A 25,125-nucleotide genomic window follows, 5' to 3' on the forward strand; every position below is an offset into this window, starting at 1 on the left:
TTCATCTGGTCTCTCCTTGGAACACTGAAGCTTCGCAACCTCAGCTTCCTCGGTTCAGACCAGATGGACAACCTCCTGACAGACCACACCTAGTCGCCGCGGAAGACCGGCTTGACCTTGTTGGCGAACGCCTCGAAAGCGCGCTCGAAATCGGCCGTGGTCATGCACAGCGCCTGGGCAACAGCTTCCGCCTCGATCGCCTCTTCCACCGACATTGCCCATTCCATTGCCAGCATCCGCTTGGTCATGGTGTTGGCAAAGGTCGGCCCTTCCGCGATCTGCTTGGCCAGGACCTGCGCCTGAGGCAGCACCTGCTCGTCAGTGACGATGCGGCTAAAGAAGCCCCAGCGCTCGCCCTCCTCCGCAGTCATGAACCGGCCGGTATAGAGCAGCTCGGAGGCGCGGGACTGCCCGATGATCCGCGGCAGGATTGCGCAGGCCCCCATGTCGCAGCCGGCAAGGCCCACCTTGTTGAACAGGAACGCCACCTTGGCCCCGCTCGCCGCGAGGCGCATGTCCGAGGCCATGGCGACGATCGCCCCCGCCCCGGCGCAGATGCCCTCGACGGCGGCCACGATCGGCTGCGGGCAGGCCCGCATCGCCTTGACCAGATCGCCGGTCATCCGCGTGAAGGCAGTCAGCCCCTTGGTGTCCATCTTCACCAGCGGGCCGATGATCTCGAACACATCGCCACCGGACGAGAAATTGCCGCCGGCACCGGTGACGACGATGGACTTGACTGCGTCGTCGAACGCGCAGGCGCGGAAGAAATCGGTGAGTTCCCGATAGCTTTCGAACGTCAGCGGATTCTTTCGTTCGGGCCGATTGAGCGTGACCATCGCAACGCCGTCGACCACAGCCAAAAGGAAGTGCTGGGGCGAGTAATCAGCGAGCGGCAAGGTGACGGGATTGGCTGGTCTGCTCATGCGATCTCCTTAGGTGTTTGTTCCGCGCCGCTAGATTTCGCCGCCTGCGACTGAGATCGCCTGTCCGGTGATCGCACTCGCGCCCTGCCCGCATAGCCAAAGCACCGCGTCCGCGACCTCTTGAGGCGCGATCAGCCGTCCCTGCGGATTGTGCTTGGCAAGCTCGGCGATCGCCTGCTCGCGGCTTCGTCCCGTCTTCTTCATGATGTTGTCGATGCTGCCGGCCACTAGGTCAGTATCGGTGAACCCCGGGCAAACCGCATTCACGGTCACATTGCCGCCGGCCAGCTCGAGGGCAAGTGAACGAACGAGACCGACCGCGGCATGCTTCGCCGCAGCATATGCGCTGACATAGGCATAGCCCTTGAGCCCCGCCGTCGACGCAATCACGACGATGCGGCCATAGGGGCGATCCTTCATGCCCGGCAGCACGCCGTGGATGGCATGGACTACGCCCATGAAATTGATGTCCATCATGCGCGCGAACAGGGCACTGTCCGATTTCGCGAATGGCGAAGATTCGGCGCTGCCCGCATTCGCGATCAGGATATCGATCGGCTTGCGCGCGTGGGCCTCGCCAATGGCAGCTTTCAGAGCGATCTCGTTCGCGACGTCGGCGACAACCGCAAAATGCGCAGCGCCCGCCTTGACTGCCTCGTCGAGGACCGCGGCATTCCGGCCGACGATCGTCACGGTGGCGCCGGCGCCGACGAGAGCCGCCGCGATGGCGCGGCCGATCCCGCGACCGCCACCGGTCACCAGCGCGTGCGGCGAATGCGGCAATCCGGACATGCGCTAGCTCCCTCAGATCTGCGGAACGTGCCTCCGATATATTTTAACCTTCAAGCTTTTGCAATGAAAGCGGCGATCGCCGTCCGCGGATATCGCACCATGAGCGACCGGCCCGAAAATTGCTTTAAGTATAAAATTATCGCTTTCCATCCCTCACAGGCCTGTTAGCATCGAAGGGCCAAGCAAAAGGATGTCGCGTGTCGCAGCCTGCGCCAATGATAACAAAGGACGGTCGCTTCGCCTACGAAGCCGCGGGCGATCCCGGCGCGATACCTCTGATCTTCCTGCATGGCATCGGCGGTGCGGCACGCGCTTGGCGACGGCAACTTGCCACATTCGGCGAACGCTTCCACGCAATCGCGTGGGACATGCCGGGCTATGGCGGCTCGGCGCCGCTCGCCAGCGTCAGCATCACTGCCCTGGCGGAGGCACTCCAGCAATTCATCGAGCAACTCGGTGCAACCAGACCCATTCTCGTCGGTCACTCGATCGGCGGCATGATCGTCCAGAAATGGTTGGTACAGTTCCCGAAGCTGGCCCGCGCAATCGTGCTGGCGCAGACTAGCCCAGCCTTCGGCAAGGCCGATGGCGACTGGCAGAAATCGTTCATTGCGGCGCGGCTCGGCCCGCTCGATCGCGGCGAGACGATGACCTCGCTGGCGCCTTCGCTGGTGAAGGAGCTCGTCGGCGACGATCCGGATCCAAAGGGAATGGAGCTAGCGCGCGAGTGCATGGCAAGCGTGCCCGAGGCAAGTTATCGCGCCATGATGCTGGCCCTGATCGGGTTCGATCAGCGCAGCACGCTTGGCAATATTCCCGTCCCGACACTGCTGCTGTCGGGATCCAAGGACAATAATGCGCCGGCGCCGATGATGGCGAAGACGGCGACCTACATCCCAGGCGCTGAATATGTCGAGCTCGCCGGCGTCGGCCATCTCGCCAACCTCGAACGTCCCGATGCCTTCGACGAGGCGCTCGGCCGCTTCCTGAATTCCGTTACGACCAAAGCGTAAGGGTAACTGCGCGATGACCATGCAAGTCAACAAGACGATTGGCGCCACCGGCAAAGTCGCGCTGGACGCCCCGATCTTCGATCCCATCGCATTCCGCCTGAGCGACGAGCAGGCCGGCATCATCACCCGCGCAAGGGAGATCGGGCAGACCGTATTTGCCGATCGCGCCGCCACCTACGATCGCGAGGCGATCTTCCCGACCGAGAATTATCGCGACCTGCATCGCGTCGGTCTGCTCGGCATTGCCGTTCCCAAGAAACACGGCGGGCTCGGCGCGAACTACCAGACCTACGCCTTGGCAGCCGCCGAGATCGGCCGCTATTGCGGCGCGACCGCGCTGACCTGGAACATGCATGTCTGCTCGACCCTGTGGTCGGGCCCCCTCGCGGACGATCTCGACATGGATTCTGCGACCCGCGCCGAGCACGAACGGCGGCGCGCGATCCACTACAAGCGGATCGTCGAAAACGGTGCGATCTACTCGCAACCGTTCTCGGAAGGCGGCGCTGCGGCCGCCGGCGGCGTCGCCTTCGGCACGGAAGCAAAGCCGGTCAAGGGCGGCTGGATCGTCAACGGCAAGAAGATCTTTGCGTCGCTCTCCGGCCACGCCGACTATTACGGCGTGCTCTGCACTGAGATCGAAGAGGGCGAGAAGGCATCTCGCCGCAACACGCTCTACCTCGCAATATCAGCCAAATCGGAAGGTGTCTCGGTCGTCGGTGACTGGGACCCGCTCGGCATGCGCGGAACGGTGTCGCGCACGCTTCTGTTCAAGGACGTGTTCGTCCCGGACGACTCTGCGCTGATGCCGCGCGGCGTCTACTTCCAGGCCGCGATGCGCTGGCCACACATGTTCCTGACGTTGTCGCCGACCTATATGGGCCTCGCACAAGCCGCCTACGACTTCACCTTGCGTTATCTGCGCGGCGAGGTGCCGGGCATGCCGCCTGTCAAGCGCCGCATGTACACGACGAAGCAGATCGCGGTCGCCCAGATGCAGATCAAGCTCGAACAGATCAAGGCGATCTGGTTCCAGGCCGTGACCGAAGCCTGCGCCAATCCGACCAAGGAGCAGGTGCTGCGGGCCTATGCTGCGCAATATTCGGTGATGGAAGGTGCCAATGAGCTCGCCGCGCTCGCGATACGCACCTGCGGCGGCCAGGCCATGCTTCGCTCGCTGCCGCTGGAGCGGATCTATCGCGACAGCCGCTGCGGCTCGCTGATGCTGCCCTGGACGGCCGAACTCTGCCTCGACCGCATCGGGCGCGAGGCGTTGTACGAGGCCGGCGAGACGGACGACTGACGGTGGACCTCTGCAGTCTGATCGATCGCAACGCGGCGTTCGCGCCAGACAAGACAGCCATTGCCTTCGAAGGCGAGCGGCTGAGCTATGCGGCGTTCGCCGCACGCATCGAACGGACCGCCACGGCATTGAAGCAGGAACTCGGCGTCGGCCGCGGCGACCGCGTCGCGATCCTGAGCCTGAACCGACCGGACTATCTGGTTCTGCTCTATGCATCTGCGCGGCTGGGTGCGATGCTGGTGCCGCTGAACTGGCGGCTGGCGGTCGCCGAGCAGCACTTCATCCTCGCCGATGCGGGCGCCAAGGTGCTGTTGCTCGAACGAGCATTCGAGGGAGTTCTCGCCGAGCTTGCGCCCGGGACAGCCGTCGTTGGCCTCGACTTCGCACCACCTCGCGGCAGGACATTCGAAGGACTGTTGGATTGCGGCGGCGGCGGCGGACGCAACCCGCACACGGACCTCTCCTGCCCGCTGCTCATCGTCTACACCTCAGGAACGACGGGACGGCCAAAAGGCGCCGTGCTGCGCCAGGAGGCACTGTTCTGGAATGGCGTCATGAGCCAGCACATGCACAACATGACGTCCGATGACCATGTGCTGACCGTGCTGCCATTCTTCCACGTCGGCGGCCTCAACATCCAGACGACGCCGGCTTTGCAACTGGGCGCGACCGTCACCGTTCACTCGCGCTTTGCGCCGGATACCGCGCTTGCGGCCATCGAACAGGAACGGCCGACCCTCACGGTGATGGTGCCTGCGATCATCCAGGCGGTGAGCGAGCATCCCGCCTGGACGGAAGCCGATCTTTCGTCACTCAAGGCCGTCGCCACCGGCTCGACCATCGTGCCGCCGCACCTGATCGAGCGCTTCGTCGCGCGCGGCGTTCCGGTGCTTCAGGTCTACGGCTCGACCGAGACCTGCCCCATCGCTATCTACACGCGGCTTGGCGGCGACCTGTCGCGTGCGGGATCGACCGGTCTTGCCGGCCTGTGCTGCGAAGCGAAGGTGGTCGATCTCTCCGGCGGCGAGGTGCCAGCGGGCACACCGGGCGAAATCGCGGTGCGCGGACCCAACGTGTTCTTCGAATATTGGGGCAACGAGGCCGCAACGCGCGAGGCGTTGCACGACGGCTGGTATCGCACCAGCGATATCGGCCTGTGCGACCCCGACGGCTATTTCTGGGTCCGCGACCGCAAGAAGAACCTGATCATTTCAGGGGGCGAGAACGTCTACCCGGCCGAGGTCGAGCGCGTCCTGCTCGAACATCCCGATGTCAGCGAATGCGCCGTGATCGGCCGGCCCGACCCGCGCTGGGACGAGGTCCCCGTCGCTTATGTGATCCGCAGATCCGGCTCCCGGCTCGAAGCGGATGAACTCAGAATGCATATTCAGGCACAACTCGCTCGCTACAAGGTGCCGCGCGACATTGTCTTCGTCACCGACCTGCCGCGCACGGCGTTGGGCAAGGTCCAGCATTTCCTGCTGAAGCAGCTCGATGCGCAGTCCCGCGCGCAAGGAGAAGCATCTTGAAGATTGCGATTCTGGGTGGGGGAAACGGCTCTTTCGCGGCCGCAGGCGATTTTGCGCTGTCGGGGCACCAGGTCCGGCTCTGGCGCCGCGATGCAGACCAGGTGGCGGCCCATCGTGACGCCGGCTCGCGGATTGTCGTGAAGGACCATAACGGCCGCCACGACGTGAAGCTCGCGCTGGTCACGACCGATATCGCGGAGGCCGTCGACGGCACGGAGTTGATCCTGTGTCCGGCTCCTGCCTTTGCGCAAGCAGATATCGCCGGCCTGCTCGCTCCGCATCTGCGGGACGGCCAGGTCGTCTTCTTGCCGCCGGCGACATTCGGCTCGATGATCTTCGCCCAGGCTGCGCGGGATGCCGGCAACCACGCCAAGGCAAGCTTTGCCGAAACCGGCACGCTGCCGTGGCTGACCCGCAAGCACGGACCGTTCGAGGTCGCGATCACCATTCGCGCCAAACGGCTTCCGGTCGGCGTGTTCCCGCTCGACCAGGCACCGCACGCACTCGACGTGATCGGACGGGCTTTCCCCGATGCCATCGAGCCGTGCGGAGACGCGCTGTCAGGCGCACTGATGAACGCAGGCCCGATCATCCATCCGCCGTTGATCGTGATGAACGCAGGCCCGATCGAGCATTTCGAAAGGTGGGATATCCACAAGGAAGGCACGCAAGCCGCGATCCGGCGGGTGACCGACGCACTCGACGCCGAACGGATCGCGGTGCGCGAAGCGCTCGGCTATGGCGCGCCGCATTTTCCGCTGGCTCATCACTACGCGAAGGAAGGCGAGATATGGATGTACGGCCGCGGCTCGCATGACCGGCTGACCGATTCCGGTGACTGGCGCGAGCGGATCGTGCTGACGGAGCATCGGTACATGCGAGAGGATCTGCGGCTGGGGTTGTCGCTGCTGGTGTCCGTCGCTGGCCTGGCTGGCGTGGCCACCCCATTGGCCAACGCGTTCCTGTCGATCGGCGGCGCGATCTGCGGCGAGGATTTTGCGCAAGGTGGCCGGACGCTCAAGACGCTGGGGCTCGACAATCTCAAAAAGGCCGAATTGCAGACGCTGCTTCGCAATGGATTTTGATCGATGACCAATCGCGCCGACATCGCCTGTCTCGGGGCTGGCCGCATGGGGCGCGGCATCGCCGTCGCGTTCGCCTATGCGGGGCACCGGGTCACGATGATCGACGTCAAGGCGCGCTCCGCGGAGGCGTTCACCAAGCTGGAGGCCGACGCGCTCGGCGAAGTCGGGAAGACGTTCGCCAGCCTGTCGAAGCTCGGGCTGCTGACCGAGGCCGACGTTGATCCGCTGATCGCGCGGGTCTCGGTGGTGCCGGCAAGCCAAAGCGGCGCCGCGTTGGCGGAAGCCGGCATGGTCTTCGAGGGCGTCCCTGAAGTCGTCGAGCTCAAGCGCGAGGTGCTGGGGCAAGCTTCAAAGCAGGTCGGCCCTGACACGATCATCGCATCGACGACATCGACCATCCTGGTCGACGACCTCTCGGGCGCGATCGTGAACCCGCGACGCTTCCTCAACGTGCATTGGCTCAACCCGGCCTATCTCATTCCACTTGTCGAGGTTTCGCCCGGGAAAGCCACCGACCCCGCCATTGTCGACGAGGTCAAGGCGCTGCTCGAAGGCATCGGCAAGGTGCCGGTTGTCTGCGCGGCGACGCCGGGCTTCATCGTTCCCCGCATCCAGGCACTGGCAATGAACGAGGCCGCACGCATGGTCGAGGAAGGCGTCGCCAGCGCCGAAGAGATCGACAAGGCGATTCGCTACGGCTTCGGCTTCCGCTACGCCGTGCTCGGGCTGCTCGAATTCATCGACTGGGGCGGTGGCGACATCCTCTACTACGCCAGCCGGTATCTCGAAGGTGCGCTCGGCAGCGACCGCTATCGCGCGCCGGACGTCATTTCGCGCAACATGCATGAAGGCCGGATCGGCCTGCGCACGGGCGCAGGCTTCATGGATTACTCCGGGATGGATGTCGATGCTTATCGCGTGAAGCGGCTGCAGGCCATGGTCGACCTGCTCCGTCACTTCGGACTTGCGCGCCCGCCGGTGCTCGATCGCGACTAGCCGAAGACGTCCTGAAGCACGCCCTCCCGGACTACGGCAACGCCATCGAGCTCGATCGTCGTTCCCATCATCGGCAGGTCGAAATGCCCCGCCGTGTAGCGTCCCGCGAATTCGTTCGCGCCGGTCGAGAACAGGAAATTACCCGAGACCGCCCGAATCTCCGTGCCGTTGGTGTCGCGCTGGTCGTACATCGAGAGCGCCTCATAACGCGCACCGGGATTCATCCCGAAACCGACATGCGAGACCGCATAAGCCTCGCGGTCGCCCCAGGCCGCGAGATAGGTGCGCATCATCGCGGCATCCGTGCCCTCGCCTTCCAGTTCGACGACATAGTCATCCTTCAGCGTCATCTTCACAGCCGACGTCAAATAGCGCTTAAATGTGAGATTGATGTCGCCCGGCGCCATCACCAGCGTGCCGTTGATGGTCCCGCTCTTGGGGAAGCTGACGACGATGCCACCAGGCCAATGCGCGAGCGTGCCGGGCTTGTCGGTCCAGCCCCACACACCGACCGTGGACGCGCCGACCATATCGACGTCGAGCGCCGTGCCGGCCTTCGAGGTCACCCGCATCCGCTTGGTTCCCCGCAGCATCTTCGCCGCCGCCCGAACGCGCTTCTCGAGCGCGGAATCCGGCACCATCCGCTCCAAGGCCTCGGGATGCTCGTTGGAGATCACCAGGATGCGCGCGCCGGCCTTGAGGATCTCCGGCGTCTCCACCGCGTGCATCAGGCCCTCGATGGTGCAATCCACCACAAAGCCGGCCTGCTGAAGCGCGCTGATGACCGGGCCAAGCTTCTGGATCGCCTCGCTCGCCCCTGTCGATCGAACCGGAACGATATGCCGGTTACGCGGCGTCGGCATCACCACGTGAAACGGCCTCGCGCCCATGCGCAGCAGCGCCAGTTCCGCCAGATGCACATTCAGCGCGCGCGACTGGGTCTCCGAGAGAATTGCGGCGGTGTCGCCAGCCTTGACGGCGCATCGTTCGAAAATCTCGCAAAATGCGTCGATCCATTTTGCCTCGATGCGATCAGCCAGCATGGGTCACTCCCGGTCTTGTTTATTCTTCGTCCAGATCACGCTTCTGGAAAGCCGCGCAAGAGGTACGACCGCAGGGCGCCCAGCAGGGCGTTCAGGATCAACCCCAGCAGCGAGATCGTGATCAGCGGCACGAACATATCGACGGCCTGAAACGTTCGCGCCGCGGTGACAAGCGCGTGCCCCAATCCGTCCGTCGACGTGATCATCTCGGCCAAAAACACCACGATGCAGGAAATGACAAGTCCAATCCGGCATCCGGTCAGGATCGACGGCATCGCCGCCGGCAGCACGACCTTGAACAGGATTTCGGTGCGCGGCGTTCCCGCCGCCATAGCTGACCAGATCAGTTTCTGCTCGACGGTCGATGCGCCGTAATAGGTCGAGAGCAGAATGGGAAAGAGCGCGTCCGCAGCCACCAATGTGATCTTCGATCCGTGACCGAATCCGAGCAAGAGCAGGAGTGCCGGATAGAGCGCAACTTTAGGCAGCGGAGCCAAGACGCGGACGATCGGCCGGACCACGGCGTTGATCGCGGGACTTGCGGCGGCCGCAATGCCGATACTGACGCCGAGCACGACCGCGATCGCGAACCCGGCGAACAGCCGAATGAGAGTCGCCGCGATCTCCTGCTCGAACGTCCACGTCACGAGTTGCTGCAGCAGCCGACTGAAGACAAAGCCCGGCGGCGGCAGCAGGACCGCGGGCGCAAAGCCGAACGACACCAGGCCCTGCCACAGGGCGATGATCAGGACGATCGGGGCAATTCCAAGAAGGACGTTCGGGGACAGAAGGCGCGACATCACGAGAAACTCAGCGGCATATCGAACTGCGGCTCGGACCAGCGCACGAGCCTGGCCCGAACCCTTTCAAAAATGGCATCGAGGCAGATTCCCATCGCGCCCACGACGATGATCATCGCAAAGACGGTGTCGTATTGGCCCATGTCGAGTGCATTGAACAGGATGTTGCCGGCGCCGGCCTGCCGGGCAATCATCTCACTCGTGATCATCGTGATCAGCGCCAGCACCAATCCCGTGCGGCATCCGGTCAGGATTTCCGGCAGCGCCGCCGGCAGCACGATCCGCACCAGGCGATGGGTCGGCGACAGCCCCATCGCGGCACCTGACCACAGCATCTTCTCTTCGACGGCCTTGGCACCCTCGAAGCTATGATAGATCACGGGAAGGCTGACACCGAGGAAAATCACCAATGTCTTCGTGATGTCGCCAACGCCCAGCCATAACATGATGATCGGCATCAAGGCGGCCTTCGGCACGGGATAGATCACCATCAGGAGCGGATTGAAGAAAGCCGCGACGCCCCGGCTGCGCCCCATCAGCAGGCCCAGCGGAATCGAGACCAGTACCGCCACACCAAACCCGAGCGCCATGCGACGAAGCGAAGCCAGGATGTTGATGAGGGATTCCTTGTCGCCGAGAATATCCGGAATGGCGCGGATCGCCTCGATGGCCGTCGGGAAGCTGTCGTTTTTCAGCGCGAGCGAGGCAACCTGCCACACCGCCAATAACCCGATACAGGCCAGCACCGGAGCGGCGCGTCTGGTCAAGGCGGCCGGCGACATCATAAGGCAGCTCCGGATTCGTCGCTCTCATCGAACATGCGCTCGATATCGACGACATACTTCTGATAGCGCGGGTCGAGCAACAGCTCGTTGCGGCGGCGCGGCCGCGGCAGATCGATGTCGATGACCTCACGGATGCGACCGGGAGATTTCGACATCATCACGACCTTGTCGGACAGAAAGACGGCTTCGTCGACCGAATGGGTGACGAACAGCACCGTCTTGCGATCGCGCTCCCAGATGTTCAACAGATCGTTCTGCAGGCGTGTCCTTGTGTGCGCGTCGAGCGCCCCAAACGGCTCGTCCATCAGCAGGACTTCGGGATGGTAGGCAAGCGTCCGCGCCAGCGCCACGCGCTGCTTCATGCCGCCTGACAGCTCCTTGGGATAGAAATTCTCAAAGCCCTTGAGGCCGACCATCTCGATCAACGCCCGGCTCTGCGCTTCAGCCTCAGTAGCGCGAACGCCTTGCTGACGCGGGCCGTACATCACATTGCCGAGCACGGTCTTCCAGGGAAACAACGCGAATTCCTGAAATACAGGACCACGATCCGGACCGGGCCCCGTGATCGCCTGTCCCTTCATCTTCGCCGCACCGCTGGTCGGGCTGACAAAGCCGCCGACGATATAAAGCAGGGTCGACTTGCCGCAGCCGGAGGGGCCAAGGATAGAGACGAATGCTCTCTCCTCGATCGTTAGCGAGATATCTGAAAGCGCCACATGATCCCTGCGCGTCGAGGTCTGAAAGACCTGCGAGACGCGGTCGATCTCGATGATTTTGGAAGCCGGATCTTTTGATGTCACCGGTCTCACCCATTCGCTCGATCTCGCAGGCACTGCCGTCATCCCGTCGCTCGCCTCACCGTGAGGCACGGGCTTAGCAAGAAGCCTGCCAGACAGGCGAATGTTTTCGCACCGATGCGATAGGTCATTCGAACCACGGCCATTCCGCCGGACCTTCGTGTGTCACAGCTCCGCCCGGCGCCTGCCCAACCAGTCGCGCATATTTTGCGAGCGCGCCTGCACGGTGGCGCGGCGGACGCTGCTTCCAATCGCGGCGCCGCGCGGAGAGTTCCTGCTCATCGAGCAGCACATCCATCCGCCGGTTTGCGGCATCGATCCGGATCCTGTCACCGTTCCGAACGAGCGCCAGCGGGCCGCCGACAAATGCTTCGGGAGCCACGTAGCCGATGCACATGCCCCGAGTGGCGCCGGAGAATCGGCCGTCGGTGATCAGCGCCACCTTTTCGCCCATGCCCTGCCCGTAGATCAGCGCAGTGACGCCGAGCATCTCTCGCATGCCGGGACCGCCCACCGGCCCCTCATTGCGGATCACGAGAACCTCGCCCGCCGCGTAAGTGCGATCCCGAACCGCTTTGACGCAGGCTTCCTCATCCTCGAACACGCGCGCCACGCCTTCGAAAAACTGAGTCTTCAAACCTGCAACCTTGATAACCGCACCGTCAGGACAGAGGTTACCCTTCAGCACCGCCACGCCGCCGTCAGGCATGATCGGCGCACGTGCCGCATGCACGACCTCTCCATCGGGTGCGTTGGCAGCGCCATATTCTCCGGCAAGCGTGCGGCCGGTGATGGATAGACAGCTGCCATCGATATACCCGCTCTGGATCAGCTCACGGATCACCACGGCGGCGCCGCCGATATCGTAGACATCCTTTGCCGTGTATTTGCCGCCCGGCCGCAGATTTCCAATCAACGGCGTCCTTGCAAAGACCTCACCGACGTCATCGATCGTGAATGCAATGCCGGCCTCGTTTGCGATCGCCGGCAGATGCAGCGCGGCGTTGGTCGAGCCTCCCGTCGCCGCAACGATCGCCGCGCCGTTCTCGAGGGACTTTCGCGTCACGATGTCGCGCGGCAACGGCCCGCCGCGTTCCAGCATCTCCATGATCAGGCGTCCAGCGCGGCGCGAGATTTGCGCACGCTCGGCATAGATACCCGGCACCATCGAGACGTTGGGAATGGTCAGTCCCATCGCCTCCGAGACCATGCCCATGGTGTTCGCGGTGAACTGGCCGGCGCACGCACCAATCGTCGGCAGGCAGGCACGCTCGATCCGCTCCAGCGTAGCGCCGTCGATCTCGCCTGTCATGAAGCTGCCGACGGCCTCATAGGAGTCGAGCACCGTCAGCGTCCGCCCGTCCACGCGGCCCGGGAGCGCGCTGCCGCCATAAATGAAGATAGACGGCACGTTGCAGCGAACCATACCCATCATCACGCCCGGAAGCGTCTTGTCGCATCCGCCGTATCCGATCAACGCGTCGTAGGCCAGACCATGGACGACGGCCTCGATCGAGTCGGCGATCAGCTCGCGCGAGAACAGCGAGAACTTCATGCCCTCGTGGTTCATGCTGATGCCGTCGGACACCGAAACGGTCGAGAATTCGCGCGGCGTGCCGCCGGCCTCCTCGATGCCGGTTTTCGCCGCAGCCACCTGGAAGTCGTGGGTCATGTTGCAGGGCGTCTGCTCGCCCTTCATGCTGACGACGCCCACCATCGGCTTGGTAATCGCAGCGTCGTCGAGACCCATGGCACGCATGAAGGCGCGATGCGGGGCCCGGTCGAGGCCGTCTGTCGTCACTCGTGATCGCAGCTTCTTCATGCGTGCATCTTCATTGTGCCTCATCCCTGATCCTCCGGGACGCGGCTAGATCCTCGTCCGGATCGTTCGCTCGATTGCCTACTGGAGCGGAGCGACGATCGACGGATGCTTGAACTGCGCAACATCCAGTTTCGGCAGCATTCCGGTCTCGGCGTAGATGTCGAGCATCTTCTGGATCGCCGGGAAGTTCGGCGCCGCCCCTGGATCACGGCCGAAATCGTTGTCCTTGAGCAGGTAGGTCTCGAGCACCGGGATGGGCGCCTTCAGCACTTCATTGACGACCTTGAGGGTTTCCTCGCGGTTGGCCAGCGCCTTCTTCATGCCCGAGGTGATGTCGCGGACATAGGCCTTGACCACTTCAGGGTTCTTGTCGACGAAATCGGCGCGGCAGGCTTCCAGGATGTGCACGATGTTCGGCATGGCCTCGGACAGTGAGAAGAGCTTCCTTGTGCCGCCCTTCGCCTCCGCGCGCGCGGCGAACGGCTGGTTCATGTTGACCGCATCGACGCGGCCCTGGCGCAGCGCGTCCTCGGAGACCGCAAAACCGACTTCGACCAGCTTGATATCCTTGGTCGGATCGACACCATTCTGCTTCAGGAGCAGATTGAACGGACCTTGGGTACCGCCGCCGATCACGGAAATGCCGACGGTCTTGCCCTTGAGGTCGGCGATCGTCTTGATGGGCGAGCCATCCTTGACGGCCCAATAGACCGAGAAACCGCCGGGCTTCTCGAACACGTGCTGCGCCACGATGTAGGCTTTGAGATTGCCGCCGACGACGCCATTCGCAAGCGACAGAGGCGCCTGCGTCGCGCAGTCCAGCGCGCCAGCCGCGAGGGCCTGCGTCATCGGCGCAGTGCCCTGGAATTGGGTCCATTCGATGTTGTAGGCCTTGCCGATATTGGGAAATTCAGCCGGGCGGCGCATCATCCAATACTTGGACTCCTCGGCTGGGATCGTCCAGCCGACGCGGATCGTCTGCTGCGCCCATGATGAGGTTGCCCCTGCGCTCACGGCCGCCGCCGTCCCAAAAGCCAGGATCCACTTTGAAACGGTTCGCATCGTGCCCACTCCGCTGCTCCAGCGCCGACCGGCGCCACCCACCCCGACCGCCTCAAATGTTTCATGGTTCAAACATTCAGGCAAGCCATGCGAACCAGGCGGTTTTGCCGTCCGATACGCAATGTATGGTAAAGCGGCTTCGCGCTGCGACAGAGGGAGGCAACCTATGGCTGATGCGAGCAAGGCAAACCCGCAAGGCGCCGAGAGGCTCGGCTATCTCGGCCTTGGCCTGATGGGAACGCCGATGACGCGTCGTCTGCTCAAGGCCGGCTATCCGGTCACTGTCTGGAACCGGTCGGAGGGCAAAATGGCTCCGCTTGTCGAAGGCGGTGCCAAGCGTGCAGTCACACCCCGCGATCTCCTGGTGAACTCCGATATCGCCTTCATGTGCGTGACGGATGCGACGGCCGCCGAGGAGGTGATCTTCGGGCCCGAGGGGCTGGCAGCGGCGCCCGGCGCAGGCAAGCTTGTCGTCGACTTTTCGTCAATACACCCCGACGCTGCACGCGACCTCGCAAAGCGGCTGAAAGACACCAATGGTGCTGGCTGGATCGATGCACCGGTGTCCGGCGGGACGAAGGGCGCCGAGGAAGGCACGCTTGCGATCATGGCCGGCGGAGAAGCGGACGATATCGAGCGAGTCCGGCCTTACGTGCTGGCCATGGCGCGCAGGTTCACCCACATGGGCCCGACCGGCGCCGGCCAGACCACGAAGCTGTGCAATCAGGTGATCGTCGGTTGTGCGATGGCCGTGCTGGCCGAAGCCACGCGCCTCGCCGTCAACGCCGGAATCGATGCCAATCGTCTGCCTGTAGCGCTCGCCGGCGGTTTTGCGGACTCCATTCCGCTTCAGCTTTTCGTGCCGCGGATGGTGCAAGGCATTCACTCACCACCGCTTGGTCACATTGCCACGATGCTCAAGGATCTCGATACGGTCGCCGACGTCGCACAGGCGACGTCGACGCCAGTGCCGATGGCCTCGCTTGCAGGACAATTGTTCAGGTTGGCCAAGGCCGCGCGCGGCGCCGAAGCGGACGCGCTGGAGATTTACAAGCTTTCAGCAGCAGACCGCTAAGCTGTCGAGCGCGGCCCGACGCATGCTAAGGTGACTTGCTGCGCTCGTCGTCCGAGAGAAACCGGCCAAACGCCCCTCGCGCGAACAGCAGCGGCTCGGTGGTGTTGTAGGTATAGGCCTCGACCGCGCCGAGAAAGATCACGTGGTCGCCGCCATAATAGCGATTCACCGAACGGCATTGAAAGTTCGCGACGCTCTCGGCAAGCACCGGCGCTTGGCCGAGGCCCGGCGTCCAGTCCACGCCGGTGAACTTGTCGTCCGAGGATTTCGCGAATTTGCTTGCGAGCGCCTGCTGCGAAGCGCCAAGCACGTTCACGGTGAAATGGCTGGCGTTCTGAAAGATGGTCAAGCTCGAGGAATAAACGACGAGGCTCCACAGCACCAGCGGCGGATTCAGCGAGACCGAGGCGAACGAATTGCATGTCAACCCGTAGGGCTTGCCGTCAGGCGCCGCGGCCGTGATGATCGTCACGCCCGTCGCATAGGTCCCGAGCGCGTTGCGAAAGTCTCGAGGATCGATCGACGAGCTGTCGCTCGCGAACTCATTGGCTGGATCGGGTCCGGCCGCCTGCTGCGGCAGATCATTCATCAGCCGGCCTCACAGCGTGAGATTTTCGGACGGAAGGCCCAGCGCCACGCGTCCATAATTGGTTCCGGCCGCATCGAAGTTGAACGCGAGATGCGAGTTGATGGCGTGAGCATCGCGGAACTGCCGCTGCAACACACCGCTCGTGAACAGGCCGCGCGCGCCGCTGGCGGCAAACAGCATCGAGACCGCGTCCGTACATAGGTTCACTGAAAAAGATCCATCGCGCCGATATCGGGTCTTGGTCGCCATATCAGGGATGTGACCGCGCCGCGCCTCCTCCATGGCATCGAGGCACGCCGATCGCATGATCAGGCGTGCGGCATCGATCTTCGCCGAAGCCTCCGCGATCTTGATCTGGGTGCTCTGAAAGTCGCTCAATTTGGCACGGTTATAGGTCGAAATGCGATGACGCGCGACCTCCGTGTAGTCGTCGAGGCACGCCTGCGCATTCCCCAACGCGACGCCGGAGAGGACGTATGGAAACAGTGAGAACACGGGCAGCGCATACAGCGGATTCGGATTGACCTTGCTTCCCGGTGCCGGGCCGCCTGAGAGGTCGCCAACGGCAATCGTCATGTGGTCAGCCACGAAGGCATCCCTGACCTCCACGTCGCACGACCCCGTCCCGCGCAGCCCTGCGACATTCCAGGTATCGAGCACGTTGTAGTCGCCCTTCGGCAGCAGAAAGATGCGATACTCGATGCCGTCCGCCTCGTCTTCGGAGTACACAACGCTTGCCAGCATGTTCCATTCACACGAGGCAACGCCGGAGGAGAATGGCCAGCTGCCGCGCAGCTGGTATCCGCCCTCGACTTTCGTCGCGCGTCCGGCGGGAAAAATGAACGAGGATGCGATCAGCACGTCCGGATCACGGCTCCAGACCAGATCCTGCGCCTTCGGCTCGAACATGCCGAGCATCCAGTGATGGCTCGCCAGATTGGCGAGATTCCAGGCGACCGACGCATCCGCTTGTCCGAGCAACTCGGCGCAGTCGACGAGCGCGACATAATCGAGCTCGGCGCCGCCAATCCGTGCCGGTTGCAGCATTCGGAACAGGCCGGCATCGTGGAGATCCCTTTCGGTCTCCGGCGGGAGATGCCGCAACTCCTCCGTTCGCGCCGCCCGCTCGCGTAGCCGCGGCACGAGGGCCTGAGCCCTCGCGATCATCGCCGCATAGGCGCGTTCGCCGGCTTCCGACCCGGTGGGCTGACCCATGCTCGGCTTTCGACCAGGCGCCATTCTGTCCCTCACTTCACGTATTTATGCGGCCACCCCTTCGCCAAATCAAGCCAACGCCGCCGGCCTTGCTTTAAAGCCGGCGGTCCCGACGCCGGGGACTGATCGCGCGGGCCTAGCCCGTGGAAGGCTTGCTCGCCCCAAAAACTCCCTTCTGGGTGACTTCCGTGATCCGACGCGCGTCATAACCGAGAATATTACGTAAGACGTCCTGGGTATGCTCCCCTAACAGCGGGGCAGCAACGGGATCGACCGTGCCAGTCAAGCTCATGGTAATCGGCGGCTCGATGTTGGGCACCCATTCCGCGGTCGGGTGCGGAATCCGGTTCAGGCGCTGGCGCTCGCGAGCTTCAGGCGCGTTGAACCCCTCCTCCACGGTCCGGAGATAGCCAACCGGAATTTTGGCCTGCTTCATCTTCGCCATCCAGTTCTCCAGGGTATCGCTGGCAAAAACCTCCGCAATGGCTGCGCGCAAGAGCTCCTTGTTCTCGGAACGGGTCTTGCGCGTCGCAAACTGCGGATCGGTGATGAGATCTGGCCGGTTGAACACTTCGACCACGAGCCGGCGATAGAGCCGGTCGTTGGCGCAGGCCATGTAGAGCGGCCCGTCTGAGGCTTCATAGACGCCGACGGTGGGGGAGCCGCTCGGCGAATTGCCGAACCGGCCGGGATTTTCGCCGTTGATGAGATAGGCCATGCCGTAGAAGCCGGTCATCCCCATCGCGACGTCGAACAAAGCGACTTCGACATGCTGCCCGCGGCCGAGCCGGTCCCGCGCGAGCAGCGCCATCAGGATGGCATTACAGGCCGACATCCCCGTCGCCATGTCCACGATGGGTGGGCCGGTACGAACCGCCGGACCGTCGGCAAATCCATTGAGCGACATGAAGCCGCTTTCCGCCTGCGTGATGGGATCGAAGCCGGGGCGCGAGGCGAACGGTCCCGAGCGTCCGTAGGCCGAGATCGAGCAATAGACCAACCGTGGATTGAGCGGCGCGACTGCCTCATAGTCGAGCCCGAACTTCTTCATGACCCCGCTTGAGAAATTTTCCACGACCACATCCGCCTTGCGGATCAGGTCCAGCGCGATCTCGCGGGCCTCAGGTACGGAAAGGTCAAGCGCAATGCCGCGCTTGTTGCGGTTCAGGCTGAGAAAGGCGGCGCTCTCGCCGCCGATCTCGGCATGCTCATAGGCCCGCGTGTCGTCGCCGCCGTCGGGATTCTCGATCTTGATGACGTGTGCGCCAAAATCGGCGAGCGTCTGGGTGCAGGCCGGGCCGGCAACGACACGCGTAAAATCGATGACCAAGAGACCATCGAGCGCAGTCAGCCCTCCCGTCCCTCGCGACGAGCGTTCCGGCAATTGAGGTTTGGTGGGCATCGAGGGCGCTCCCTTACATCGGCTTATGGCCGCCGAATTTCCTGCAATAGCAAACTTAAAGCCCGGCGCCGCCAACTTCGCAAGTGTCCCGCTTGCATCGCCCGTAAACGCAAAAGAAGCCCGGCAGCCATCAGGCTGCCGAGCTTCTCGCTATGCGCACACAGGCTGCGCCGCACCTCTTATGAGCCATTGCAGGCCACGTTCCGCACCACGGGAAACGCACCCCACCCAGTCAGCGCAGCCGCTTTCGCCAGTAAAGCGTATGCGACCAGGCCCAGGGGATCTCCGGCTCATAGAGCCGATAGCCTGCTTGGATGAAATTTTGTCCGTTGCATCCGAAACACACTGTCCCATCCAATGCGGCGTCCCCTCGCCTCGATCGCTCGCATCAGCCTCACCTGAAGGCCGTGCCCCCAATGCCGCCGCAAAACTCCGACCCTGGAGAAGTAGCCGCTATTTCGGACAAGCGTCGACGGCATGACACCGGCAAAGGCGACTGCGTCATTACCGCGATAGGCCAGCCACCACGCTCCAAGGTCGAACTGAGGCATTGCCGCAGCATCGAAAAACGTCAGTTGGTGAAGATCGGCCAAGGTGTCGGCAACGTCATCATCAGACGCATCGACAATACGAATTCTGTACATGACGTATCCATCGACGAGGGACGAATTCGCTCCGTCGCACGGCGACGTCGGGGAGCCTCACTTGCCCAGCGCGACCTTGACGCCCAGCCAGACCGCCCCCATCAAGCCGGTTGCGACCACCGTGATCACGGCCTTGAACGTATAACTCTGCGCCTGTTCGACGCTTTTCCGCCAGCGCCGCAGATGCTGGAAGTCTACTCTGAGCTCCTTCCGATCGTCATCTTCGATTCCAAGAGAAGCCAGCACCGACGCCACCACCTTCGAGACGATCGCATCGATGCTCTCCTGATGGAGTCTGTGCTGCTCGACCAGCGTCTCGGCAACGATGGCCTTGATTTCGTCGTCCGCCATCTTCACCGCTTGATGATCCTTGCAACGTTTTCGAAGCGGCGTTTGGCAAAGTAGAAGGAGACCACGAGATTGGCCATAATCGCCGCAAAATCCCGCCAGGGCGTCGGTAGAACCCAAACCGAGGACCTTGTCCCAGACCAGGAGCTTCGCGAAATACAGCGTCACGCAATATCCCATCAGCTTGTCCGGCTCGTAAGCGCGAGCGATATCGGATAGGTGGTCATCTTCTCTCCATGCGAAGAAAATGCGCGGCAGATCGCGTCAAGCGAAGCGCGATCGTTTCGGGCGCGACCCCTATCTCCGTATATTCCGGAGACCGCAGCGGCGCGGGCAATCGGCCCAGCGCCGCGAGCCGGCACGTTCGCGCGTGCACGGCCTGCAATGGTTCGGACGGCGGCGCGCCGATCGGACGCTCCATGAACGTTACGTCGAGTGCGTGGCCGGATGCGCGGCCACCGTCCGATTCTGAAATCGAGACGAAAAAACCCGCAGCGGATGATGTCCGCGCGGGTCAACAAACTCGTCTCGATGATGTCATCATGCCGGTGTTTTGCCCGACGTGTCAAAACCCATCTCGAAAATGAAAAAGCCCGCCGCAGAATTCTCCGCGCGGGCTGAACCAAACTTCTTTCGATGATGCCATTTTGCCTGTGTTTTGCCCGACGAGTCAAACGAACTTACCGGCTCGGCGAAAGTTAGCCGATCGGGAGGATCGCCCGATGACACCCAAGACGACATCACAGCAGAGATCGCGAAACCTGTCCGGAGCCAGACCGCGCAGCGACAAGGCGCGCGACAGGCGAGGGGCGATCGTCGAAGAGCCCGGCGAGAGCGCCGACGGCGGTCGCGATCTCGCGCGCGGCGAAGGCGGCACGATCGACCTTCCTGGCGAGCCCGGCGATTTGTCGAAGGACGATTAGGCCCGCCGGAACCACCCCGACGAGTGCCGCGTTGATGCCTTTCAGAAGGAACGTTCGCGCGATGAACCACACTGTCCTGGTCGTTGATGACGAGCCCGCCGTCCTCGACGTGATCATCGGCATGCTGGAAGATCTCGGCTACGAGGTGATCTCAGCCCAAAACGGACCGGAGGCGCTCGACCGGCTCAGGCAAAACCTGGAGATCTCCATCCTCATCACCGACATCAACATGCCCGGCATGGACGGCCATGAATTGGCCGAGCTGGCAAAGCGAAACCGTCCGGAGTTGAAAGTGCTGCAATTGTCCGGTCGCGAGCCCCGGCGCGGCGGCCTGCCGATGATAAGGAAACCGTTCTCGTTCGAGGAACTCGCCGACGTCATGCAGCGAACCACGGGCGTTTGCTGAGCGTCGGCCAAAACAAAACCCGCAACGGATGGCTCCCGCGCGGGCTGAACTCAACTCTTTCGATGATGCCAATATGCCGGTGTTTTGCCCGACGAGTCAACGCGGCGAACGCGGACGAAGGAGATCCTCCTCCCAACTCAATATGTGGTGCGCAACGGGCTTGCTTCAAGTCCCCGCCCCGCCGTAGACCCCCCGCCCCAACGAACATCCAAAGCAACCAGCCGAAGGGGTCAACGTGCCCGTCCTGCTTCCGCCGTCCCGTTCACGCCACAGCGCCCAGGGCACCGACGCGATGGAAACGCCGACCGACCACGCCGTCGTGATCGCCGGCGGCGGCCCAACCGGGCTGATGCTAGCCGCCGAGCTCGCGCTCGCCGATGTCGACGTCGCAATCGTCGAGCGGCGTCCCGATCAAACGATTGTCGAGACCCGCGCCGGCGGCTTGCACGCCCGCACCCTCGAGATCCTCGATCAGCGCGGCATCGCGGGCCGCTTCCTGCGCGAAGGAGAGATCCTCCAGCTCGCCGGCTTTGCCTGGACCAGGCTCGACATCAGCGATCTCCCCACCCGGCACCCTTACGGGCTCAAGCTGCGGCAGACCCGCATCGAGCGCATCCTGGCCGATTGGGTCGAACAGCTCGCCGTCCCGATCTATCGGAGGCGCGAGGTCACGGGCTTTGCGCAGCACGAGACCGGCGTCGAGGTGACGCTGTCCGGCGGCGAGCGCTTGCGCGCAAAATATCTGGTCGGCTGCGACGGCGGCCGCAGCCTGGTGCGCAAGGCCACCGGCATCGACTTCCCCGGCTCCTCACCAACGCTCAGCAACCTCATGGCCGAGGTCGAGATGCGCGAGGCGCCGGAATTCGGCCTGCGTCACGATGCGCTCGGCTTTCACGGCCTCAGCAGAAGCGAGAGCGGACGTGTGCTGGCCGTGGTGACGGAAGCAACCCTCGCGGCTACCAGCCAGCCGAGTTTGCGCGATCTCAGCGACGCGCTCGTCGCCGTGTACGGCACCGACTTCGGACTACAAAACGCGGCGTGGATCTCCCGCTTCACCGATGCGGCGCGGCAGGCTGCATCCTATCGCAAGGGCCGCGTGCTGCTCGCCGGCGATGCCGCGCATATCCATCACTCCGTCGGTGGACAGGGCCTCAACCTCGGTGTGCAGGACGCCGTCAATCTCGGCTGGAAGCTGGCACAGGTGGTCAAGGGCGTCTCACCGGACAGCCTGCTCGACAGCTACCACGATGAGCGTCATCCGGTGGCCGCGCGCGTGCTGAAGAACACCATGGCGCAGATCGCCCTGCTCCGCCGCGGCGACGACGGCCGCAAGGCCGCGCGCGAGGCGATCGCCGAGCTGCTCGCCATGGACGAACCGCGCCGGCGCTTCGGCGCGATGATGAGCGGGCTCGACATCGCCTACGATCTCGGCGAAGGCCACGTGCTGCTCGGCCGGCGCATGCCCGATCTCGACCTGACCGTCGAAGGACGGAAGCTGAACCTGTTCACGCTGCTACACGGCGCGCGCGGCATGCTGCTCAATTTCGGCCAGCGCGGCGGCGTCGACGTGGCCCCGTGGGCGGATCGCATCGATGTCGTCGACGGCGATTACGACGGCGTGTGGGAGCTTCCGGTCCTCGGGCGGGTCGCCACGCCCGGCGCCGTGCTGATGCGGCCCGACGGGCACGTGGCCTGGGTGGGAGACGAGGGCCAGCACGGGCTCGAGGAGGCGCTGACGCGGTGGTTCGGGCCCGCGGCGGCGTAGGGCTGTACTCCTGAATCACTTACTCTAGGTGCTCCGGATCTCCGCTCGTCCCTCGACAGCGGACATCGAAGATCGCCCGATGGGCCACGACTTGGCATTCGACGCTAACACGTTAATTCGCTCACAGCGGCAGAAACGCTGCGATTGTTTCAATAAATTCCCTGCTAGCTGCTGGTTGAGGCGGTCGGACGAAGATGAAGCGAGATTGCACCGGGATATCCGCCTCAGCTCGACCATCTTGGCTGATGAGAATCAAGCCGGCGCCGCCATTTGCAACATTCAGAATAATCGGCTCGCCGCTCCATGTCTTGATCGATTCCATGCCGACGATGAGAAATTCGCCGATGGGCTGGTCGAAATATTGGATACGCAATTGGGGGCCGACTTCGGCCGCAGCAAGTTCAAAACCAAGCTGCTGGGCACGTGCGTAAACGTTTGCCAGGGCCACGGTATCGGACGTAAACCCAAGCTGGGCCGGCGAGATATTGACAAGCTCCACGTTTGTTCTTTGAGAGCTAATCTTGAACGCGGGCCGAGCAAGGATTTCAGCGGCCTGACTGCCAACGCTGCAGCCCCTACTATCGAGCTCGTTGCGCAGCTTAAGAGAGTCGGCGAAAGTACCTATTGTAATCGCTTTCCATGTCGCAACGTCGCGAGCGGACATGATGGGCTGTTGGGGCGCTGGGGTCGAACGCGTCTTAAGCTGCAGCTGGTTGTGCAAGACATCCCGGGCTGAGCATTGCGCCGACGCGGTGCTCGCGAAGGCAATAACGCAGGCTGCCCAGAGTATGAAGGCGAAAACGTAGAAGTAAACTCGCGTTGCGCTTGAATGGTCATTACCTGCCGCGCAGCAGGCTTGGCTTCTGAAAAGAGACATGGCGAATGGCTTTTTCTAACGCGTTAGACAGAAAAAGCCCGCCTCCGAGTCAATGGGAAGAACGGAGAGAATGAAATAAAATGAACACTCCCAGCCGACTTTGGAATGCGTCCGGAGGCGGGGCCTATGGCTACAGTATTCCAATTTCCAATGGCAGGTGGCAGTCCGTAAGCCTGATTACCCACCCGCCCCATCAATCCTAACTGGAATGATGTCGATAAAATCTAGCATTCAGAGCAAATCGGGACAACACCCAAGTCGGCTGAGGGCACAAGCAGTCATGCTCCGGCTGCTCGGAAGATGTCCGCTCGACCCTTATGAGTACGGGACCTGGCGCACCTCTTTACCGCCAGAAGAAAGCCCGCGGTTGCCCGCGGGCTTCTTAAACTTCATTTGCTCGAGACGCGGCTCAGCACCCGAATGTTGCGTCGCTCGTCGGCTTCCAGTGGGACCGCCTTTGTTGGCGAGCCCACCACCGGAGCTGGGCTCTCCGGCCTGTACGCAATCACGTCGACGATCCATTGCGGCCATTTCGCTTCGGGACTCGGCTCAGCCCGCGCTTGGAGCAGCTTCTGAAGTATTTCGCTCATGCCTGCTCCTGCGATTGCAGCCAGACGTCTTCGTGAGAGACGTCGAAATCGTTTGTCGCGCCGACACTTCCGAGAACACTGAGCGGCACCCGCCGCACGGATTCCTCAATAGTGGCGTCAATCACTGGATCGTTCACTGGGTCTCCGGGATGGACGATGACCCGCTCGATGCGGTGAAGGAACTCAAGCGGCGTGCCGTCCTCGCTTGCAATGCGCTGCAACGACTTGCCCCAGCCGCGATCGAGAAGCGAATTCGCCGCGCAGACGCGCGCATACGCCGGGGCCTTCTTGTCCCGCATGATTTGCACCAGCGTGTTCACGGCCTGCAAGGTCTGCGTCCGCGCGAGGGACTTGATTTCCGTCATGGTCCGCCCCTTCAAAGTCCTGCGAGCAGCCTCCCTCGCAAATGCCACTTCGGAGCGTTTGTTCTTCGATAGGACGATCTCATTCATCTGCAATCTCTCTCTGTAAATTCAATCACAATGGATCGGGACGCAAAAAACCTGCGGCGGAAAATCCGGCGCGGGTGCAAAACAAACTCGTCTCGATGATGCTATTCCGCCGGTGTTTTGCCCGACGTGTCAAACGACTTCGCCGGTCGTGATAAGAGCTAGGCCGCTCCGCGCAGCGGTAACGCCAGTTGAAGTCCAAAAGGTCGCGTCGCGTTGGCTTCGACGAAGGCCTGCAAGGCCGGCGTGATCTCTGCGTCCCTGGCGGCAGCCTCTGCCAACTCATCTGCAATCTCGTTGGTCGCATCGCGAGCGTACCCTCGATCGCATTGAAGGCGACGATCCGCACCGGATAAGTGTATTGGCCTGAGAGCAGATCGCGAATGATCGTATCGCGGTCCGTGTCCTGTTCGTCGGTCTCGCGCCAGGCGCAGCCGGCGCGTGCGCCGAAATCTTTAAGCACCAGATAGATGTCCCGGTCGAGGCGATCGGTCGGGACGACCGAGGGCGATGAACGCATACGCTTACTCCGAAACTGCGCGCTGGCGGAGAGACGGCCCCGGCATGCAGGGGGGCTTGGGGTATGGCCGGGGCCGCTCCGCCAGCTCGGCGGCGAGCTAGCAACGACTCAAATCCACGGCGATTGCTGCAGTTCCTGAGTTGAGAAGATTCTTGGCGGTGCTCCGATTAGTCTAACGGGGCTTCGTGGATACGCTCGCCGTCTTCATCGGTGACCAGCACCTTGTAGCCTTTGCCACGCAATTCGGGACGAGCCGTTGACAATTCACGCGCTAGATGTGGTCTGTCAGGAGGTTGTCCATCTGGTCTGAACCGAGGAAGCTGAGGTTGCGAAGCTTCAGTGTTCCAAGGAGAGACCAGATGAACGTCC

23 protein-coding genes and 3 pseudogenes are annotated in these 25,125 nt (G+C 62.9%); 9 read left to right on the forward strand and 17 right to left on the reverse strand.

From position 1 onward, the window contains the following. Positions 1-89: 89 nt before the first annotated feature. Positions 90-926, reverse strand: coding sequence for an enoyl-CoA hydratase family protein (locus tag XH84_RS32400; protein ID WP_128917865.1), 837 nt, complete (start codon positions 924-926; stop codon positions 90-92). A 30-nt stretch (positions 927-956) separates the two neighbouring features. Further along, complete coding sequence (locus tag XH84_RS32405; RefSeq protein WP_128917866.1) at positions 957-1,718, reverse strand: SDR family NAD(P)-dependent oxidoreductase; 762 nt, start codon at positions 1,716-1,718, stop codon at positions 957-959. Positions 1,719-1,933: 215 nt separating this feature from the next. On the opposite strand from XH84_RS32405, the gene XH84_RS32410 reads away from it, so the two are divergent. Genes XH84_RS32410 through XH84_RS32430 form a run of 5 tightly spaced genes read left to right on the forward strand, consistent with a single transcriptional unit; the run spans position 1,934 to position 7,644 of the window. Next, a complete protein-coding gene (locus tag XH84_RS32410; RefSeq protein ID WP_245471927.1) occupies positions 1,934-2,731 on the forward strand; it encodes an alpha/beta fold hydrolase in 798 nt (265 codons plus the stop codon). 13 nt (positions 2,732-2,744) lie between these two features. Further along, a complete protein-coding gene (locus XH84_RS32415) occupies positions 2,745-4,034 on the forward strand; it encodes an acyl-CoA dehydrogenase family protein (RefSeq protein WP_128917868.1) in 1,290 nt (429 codons plus the stop codon). Positions 4,035-4,036: 2 nt separating this feature from the next. Then, positions 4,037-5,563, forward strand: a complete 1,527-nt coding sequence (locus XH84_RS32420) for a class I adenylate-forming enzyme family protein (protein WP_128917869.1) — start codon at positions 4,037-4,039, stop codon at positions 5,561-5,563. After that, entirely contained in the window at positions 5,560-6,648 is a 1,089-nt protein-coding gene (locus XH84_RS32425; RefSeq protein WP_128917870.1) for an NAD/NADP-dependent octopine/nopaline dehydrogenase family protein, read from the forward strand. Before XH84_RS32420 ends, XH84_RS32425 begins: the two co-directional genes overlap by 4 nt. A gap of 3 nt (positions 6,649-6,651) precedes the next feature. After that, positions 6,652-7,644 (forward strand): 3-hydroxybutyryl-CoA dehydrogenase, encoded by a 993-nt coding sequence (locus XH84_RS32430; protein WP_128917871.1) that lies wholly within the window; start codon positions 6,652-6,654, stop codon positions 7,642-7,644. Here XH84_RS32430 and XH84_RS32435 read toward each other — a convergent pair. From XH84_RS32435 to XH84_RS32460, 6 genes are all read right to left on the reverse strand, one after another. Next, complete coding sequence (locus XH84_RS32435; RefSeq protein ID WP_128917872.1) at positions 7,641-8,687, reverse strand: 2,5-dihydroxypyridine 5,6-dioxygenase NicX family protein; 1,047 nt, start codon at positions 8,685-8,687, stop codon at positions 7,641-7,643. The genes XH84_RS32430 and XH84_RS32435 overlap by 4 nt on opposite strands. Before the next feature lie 35 nt (positions 8,688-8,722). Further along, entirely contained in the window at positions 8,723-9,487 is a 765-nt protein-coding gene (locus XH84_RS32440) for an ABC transporter permease (RefSeq protein WP_164936049.1), read from the reverse strand. After that, positions 9,487-10,272: an ABC transporter permease gene (locus XH84_RS32445; RefSeq protein ID WP_128917874.1), complete on the reverse strand. Its 786-nt coding sequence runs from the start codon at positions 10,270-10,272 to the stop codon at positions 9,487-9,489. Before XH84_RS32445 ends, XH84_RS32440 begins: the two co-directional genes overlap by 1 nt. Further along, positions 10,269-11,114, reverse strand: a complete 846-nt coding sequence (locus XH84_RS32450; protein WP_128917875.1) for an ABC transporter ATP-binding protein — start codon at positions 11,112-11,114, stop codon at positions 10,269-10,271. The genes XH84_RS32445 and XH84_RS32450 overlap by 4 nt, the downstream gene beginning before the upstream one ends. An 82-nt stretch (positions 11,115-11,196) precedes the next feature. Further along, entirely contained in the window at positions 11,197-12,891 is a 1,695-nt protein-coding gene (gene ilvD / locus XH84_RS32455; RefSeq protein ID WP_128917876.1) for a dihydroxy-acid dehydratase, read from the reverse strand. A gap of 78 nt (positions 12,892-12,969) precedes the next feature. Further along, complete coding sequence (locus tag XH84_RS32460; RefSeq protein WP_164936050.1) at positions 12,970-13,953, reverse strand: ABC transporter substrate-binding protein; 984 nt, start codon at positions 13,951-13,953, stop codon at positions 12,970-12,972. Positions 13,954-14,119: 166 nt separating this feature from the next. On the opposite strand from XH84_RS32460, the gene XH84_RS32465 reads away from it, so the two are divergent. Continuing rightward, the gene (locus XH84_RS32465) at positions 14,120-15,028 is read left to right on the forward strand and encodes an NAD(P)-dependent oxidoreductase (RefSeq protein ID WP_164936051.1); all 909 of its coding nucleotides are present in this window, start codon (positions 14,120-14,122) and stop codon (positions 15,026-15,028) included. 25 nt (positions 15,029-15,053) lie between these two features. On the opposite strand, the gene XH84_RS32470 is transcribed toward XH84_RS32465, so the two are convergent. From XH84_RS32470 to XH84_RS41960, 6 genes and pseudogenes are all read right to left on the reverse strand, one after another. After that, positions 15,054-15,617, reverse strand: coding sequence for a flavin reductase family protein (locus tag XH84_RS32470; protein ID WP_128917878.1), 564 nt, complete (start codon positions 15,615-15,617; stop codon positions 15,054-15,056). Between the two features lie 9 nt (positions 15,618-15,626). Next, the gene (locus XH84_RS32475; protein WP_245471928.1) at positions 15,627-16,832 is read right to left on the reverse strand and encodes an acyl-CoA dehydrogenase family protein; all 1,206 of its coding nucleotides are present in this window, start codon (positions 16,830-16,832) and stop codon (positions 15,627-15,629) included. A 136-nt stretch (positions 16,833-16,968) separates the two neighbouring features. Then, positions 16,969-18,234: a CaiB/BaiF CoA transferase family protein gene (locus tag XH84_RS32480; RefSeq protein WP_164936052.1), complete on the reverse strand. Its 1,266-nt coding sequence runs from the start codon at positions 18,232-18,234 to the stop codon at positions 16,969-16,971. A 232-nt stretch (positions 18,235-18,466) separates the two neighbouring features. Beyond that, positions 18,467-18,878: pseudogene (locus XH84_RS32485) on the reverse strand (GNAT family N-acetyltransferase). A 57-nt stretch (positions 18,879-18,935) separates the two neighbouring features. Continuing rightward, positions 18,936-19,235: a hypothetical protein gene (locus tag XH84_RS32490; protein WP_128917881.1), complete on the reverse strand. Its 300-nt coding sequence runs from the start codon at positions 19,233-19,235 to the stop codon at positions 18,936-18,938. Beyond that, positions 19,232-19,430: pseudogene (locus tag XH84_RS41960) on the reverse strand (hypothetical protein); the annotation flags it as partial. The pseudogene XH84_RS41960 and the gene XH84_RS32490, both read right to left, overlap by 4 nt. A gap of 518 nt (positions 19,431-19,948) precedes the next feature. Here XH84_RS41960 and XH84_RS32495 point away from each other — a divergent pair. The 3 genes from XH84_RS32495 (at position 19,949) to XH84_RS32505 (ending at position 22,320) form a co-directional block, all read left to right on the forward strand. Next, a complete protein-coding gene (locus tag XH84_RS32495) occupies positions 19,949-20,149 on the forward strand; it encodes a hypothetical protein (protein ID WP_128917882.1) in 201 nt (66 codons plus the stop codon). Positions 20,150-20,210: 61 nt separating this feature from the next. Continuing rightward, positions 20,211-20,555: a response regulator gene (locus tag XH84_RS32500; RefSeq protein ID WP_128917883.1), complete on the forward strand. Its 345-nt coding sequence runs from the start codon at positions 20,211-20,213 to the stop codon at positions 20,553-20,555. Between the two features lie 235 nt (positions 20,556-20,790). Next, positions 20,791-22,320 (forward strand): FAD-dependent monooxygenase, encoded by a 1,530-nt coding sequence (locus XH84_RS32505; protein WP_128917884.1) that lies wholly within the window; start codon positions 20,791-20,793, stop codon positions 22,318-22,320. Between the two features lie 121 nt (positions 22,321-22,441). Here XH84_RS32505 and XH84_RS32510 read toward each other — a convergent pair whose 3' ends face one another. From XH84_RS32510 to XH84_RS32525, 3 genes and pseudogenes are all read right to left on the reverse strand, one after another. Beyond that, on the reverse strand, positions 22,442-22,984 hold the full coding sequence (locus XH84_RS32510) for a hypothetical protein (protein WP_347338723.1): 543 nt from the start codon (positions 22,982-22,984) through the stop codon (positions 22,442-22,444). Positions 22,985-23,783: 799 nt separating this feature from the next. Next, the gene (locus tag XH84_RS32520; RefSeq protein ID WP_245471930.1) at positions 23,784-24,239 is read right to left on the reverse strand and encodes a hypothetical protein; all 456 of its coding nucleotides are present in this window, start codon (positions 24,237-24,239) and stop codon (positions 23,784-23,786) included. Between the two features lie 158 nt (positions 24,240-24,397). Continuing rightward, a pseudogene (locus XH84_RS32525) lies at positions 24,398-24,756 on the reverse strand (hypothetical protein). Positions 24,757-25,125 lie beyond the last annotated feature (369 nt).

Origin of the sequence: Bradyrhizobium nanningense, assembly GCF_004114535.1 — a bacterium.
GTDB classification, from domain to species: Bacteria; Pseudomonadota; Alphaproteobacteria; order Rhizobiales; family Xanthobacteraceae; genus Bradyrhizobium; species Bradyrhizobium nanningense.

Coding starts and splice junctions, on each gene's coding strand:
- XH84_RS32400 (WP_128917865.1), bottom strand. CDS start 926: ATGAGCAGACCAGCCAATCCCGTCACCTTGCCGCTCGCTGATTACTCG.
- XH84_RS32405 (WP_128917866.1), bottom strand. CDS start 1,718: ATGTCCGGATTGCCGCATTCGCCGCACGCGCTGGTGACCGGTGGCGGT.
- XH84_RS32410 (WP_245471927.1), top strand. CDS start 1,934: ATGATAACAAAGGACGGTCGCTTCGCCTACGAAGCCGCGGGCGATCCC.
- XH84_RS32415 (WP_128917868.1), top strand. CDS start 2,745: ATGACCATGCAAGTCAACAAGACGATTGGCGCCACCGGCAAAGTCGCG.
- XH84_RS32430 (WP_128917871.1), top strand. CDS start 6,652: ATGACCAATCGCGCCGACATCGCCTGTCTCGGGGCTGGCCGCATGGGG.
- XH84_RS32435 (WP_128917872.1), bottom strand. CDS start 8,687: ATGCTGGCTGATCGCATCGAGGCAAAATGGATCGACGCATTTTGCGAG.
- XH84_RS32440 (WP_164936049.1), bottom strand. CDS start 9,487: ATGTCGCGCCTTCTGTCCCCGAACGTCCTTCTTGGAATTGCCCCGATC.
- XH84_RS32445 (WP_128917874.1), bottom strand. CDS start 10,272: ATGATGTCGCCGGCCGCCTTGACCAGACGCGCCGCTCCGGTGCTGGCC.
- XH84_RS32450 (WP_128917875.1), bottom strand. CDS start 11,114: ATGACGGCAGTGCCTGCGAGATCGAGCGAATGGGTGAGACCGGTGACA.
- ilvD (WP_128917876.1), bottom strand. CDS start 12,891: ATGAAGAAGCTGCGATCACGAGTGACGACAGACGGCCTCGACCGGGCC.
- XH84_RS32460 (WP_164936050.1), bottom strand. CDS start 13,953: ATGCGAACCGTTTCAAAGTGGATCCTGGCTTTTGGGACGGCGGCGGCC.
- XH84_RS32465 (WP_164936051.1), top strand. CDS start 14,120: ATGGCTGATGCGAGCAAGGCAAACCCGCAAGGCGCCGAGAGGCTCGGC.
- XH84_RS32470 (WP_128917878.1), bottom strand. CDS start 15,617: ATGAATGATCTGCCGCAGCAGGCGGCCGGACCCGATCCAGCCAATGAG.
- XH84_RS32475 (WP_245471928.1), bottom strand. CDS start 16,832: ATGGGTCAGCCCACCGGGTCGGAAGCCGGCGAACGCGCCTATGCGGCG.
- XH84_RS32480 (WP_164936052.1), bottom strand. CDS start 18,234: ATGCCCACCAAACCTCAATTGCCGGAACGCTCGTCGCGAGGGACGGGA.
- XH84_RS32495 (WP_128917882.1), top strand. CDS start 19,949: ATGACACCCAAGACGACATCACAGCAGAGATCGCGAAACCTGTCCGGA.
- XH84_RS32500 (WP_128917883.1), top strand. CDS start 20,211: ATGAACCACACTGTCCTGGTCGTTGATGACGAGCCCGCCGTCCTCGAC.
- XH84_RS32510 (WP_347338723.1), bottom strand. CDS start 22,984: ATGTCCGCTCGCGACGTTGCGACATGGAAAGCGATTACAATAGGTACT.
- XH84_RS32520 (WP_245471930.1), bottom strand. CDS start 24,239: ATGAATGAGATCGTCCTATCGAAGAACAAACGCTCCGAAGTGGCATTT.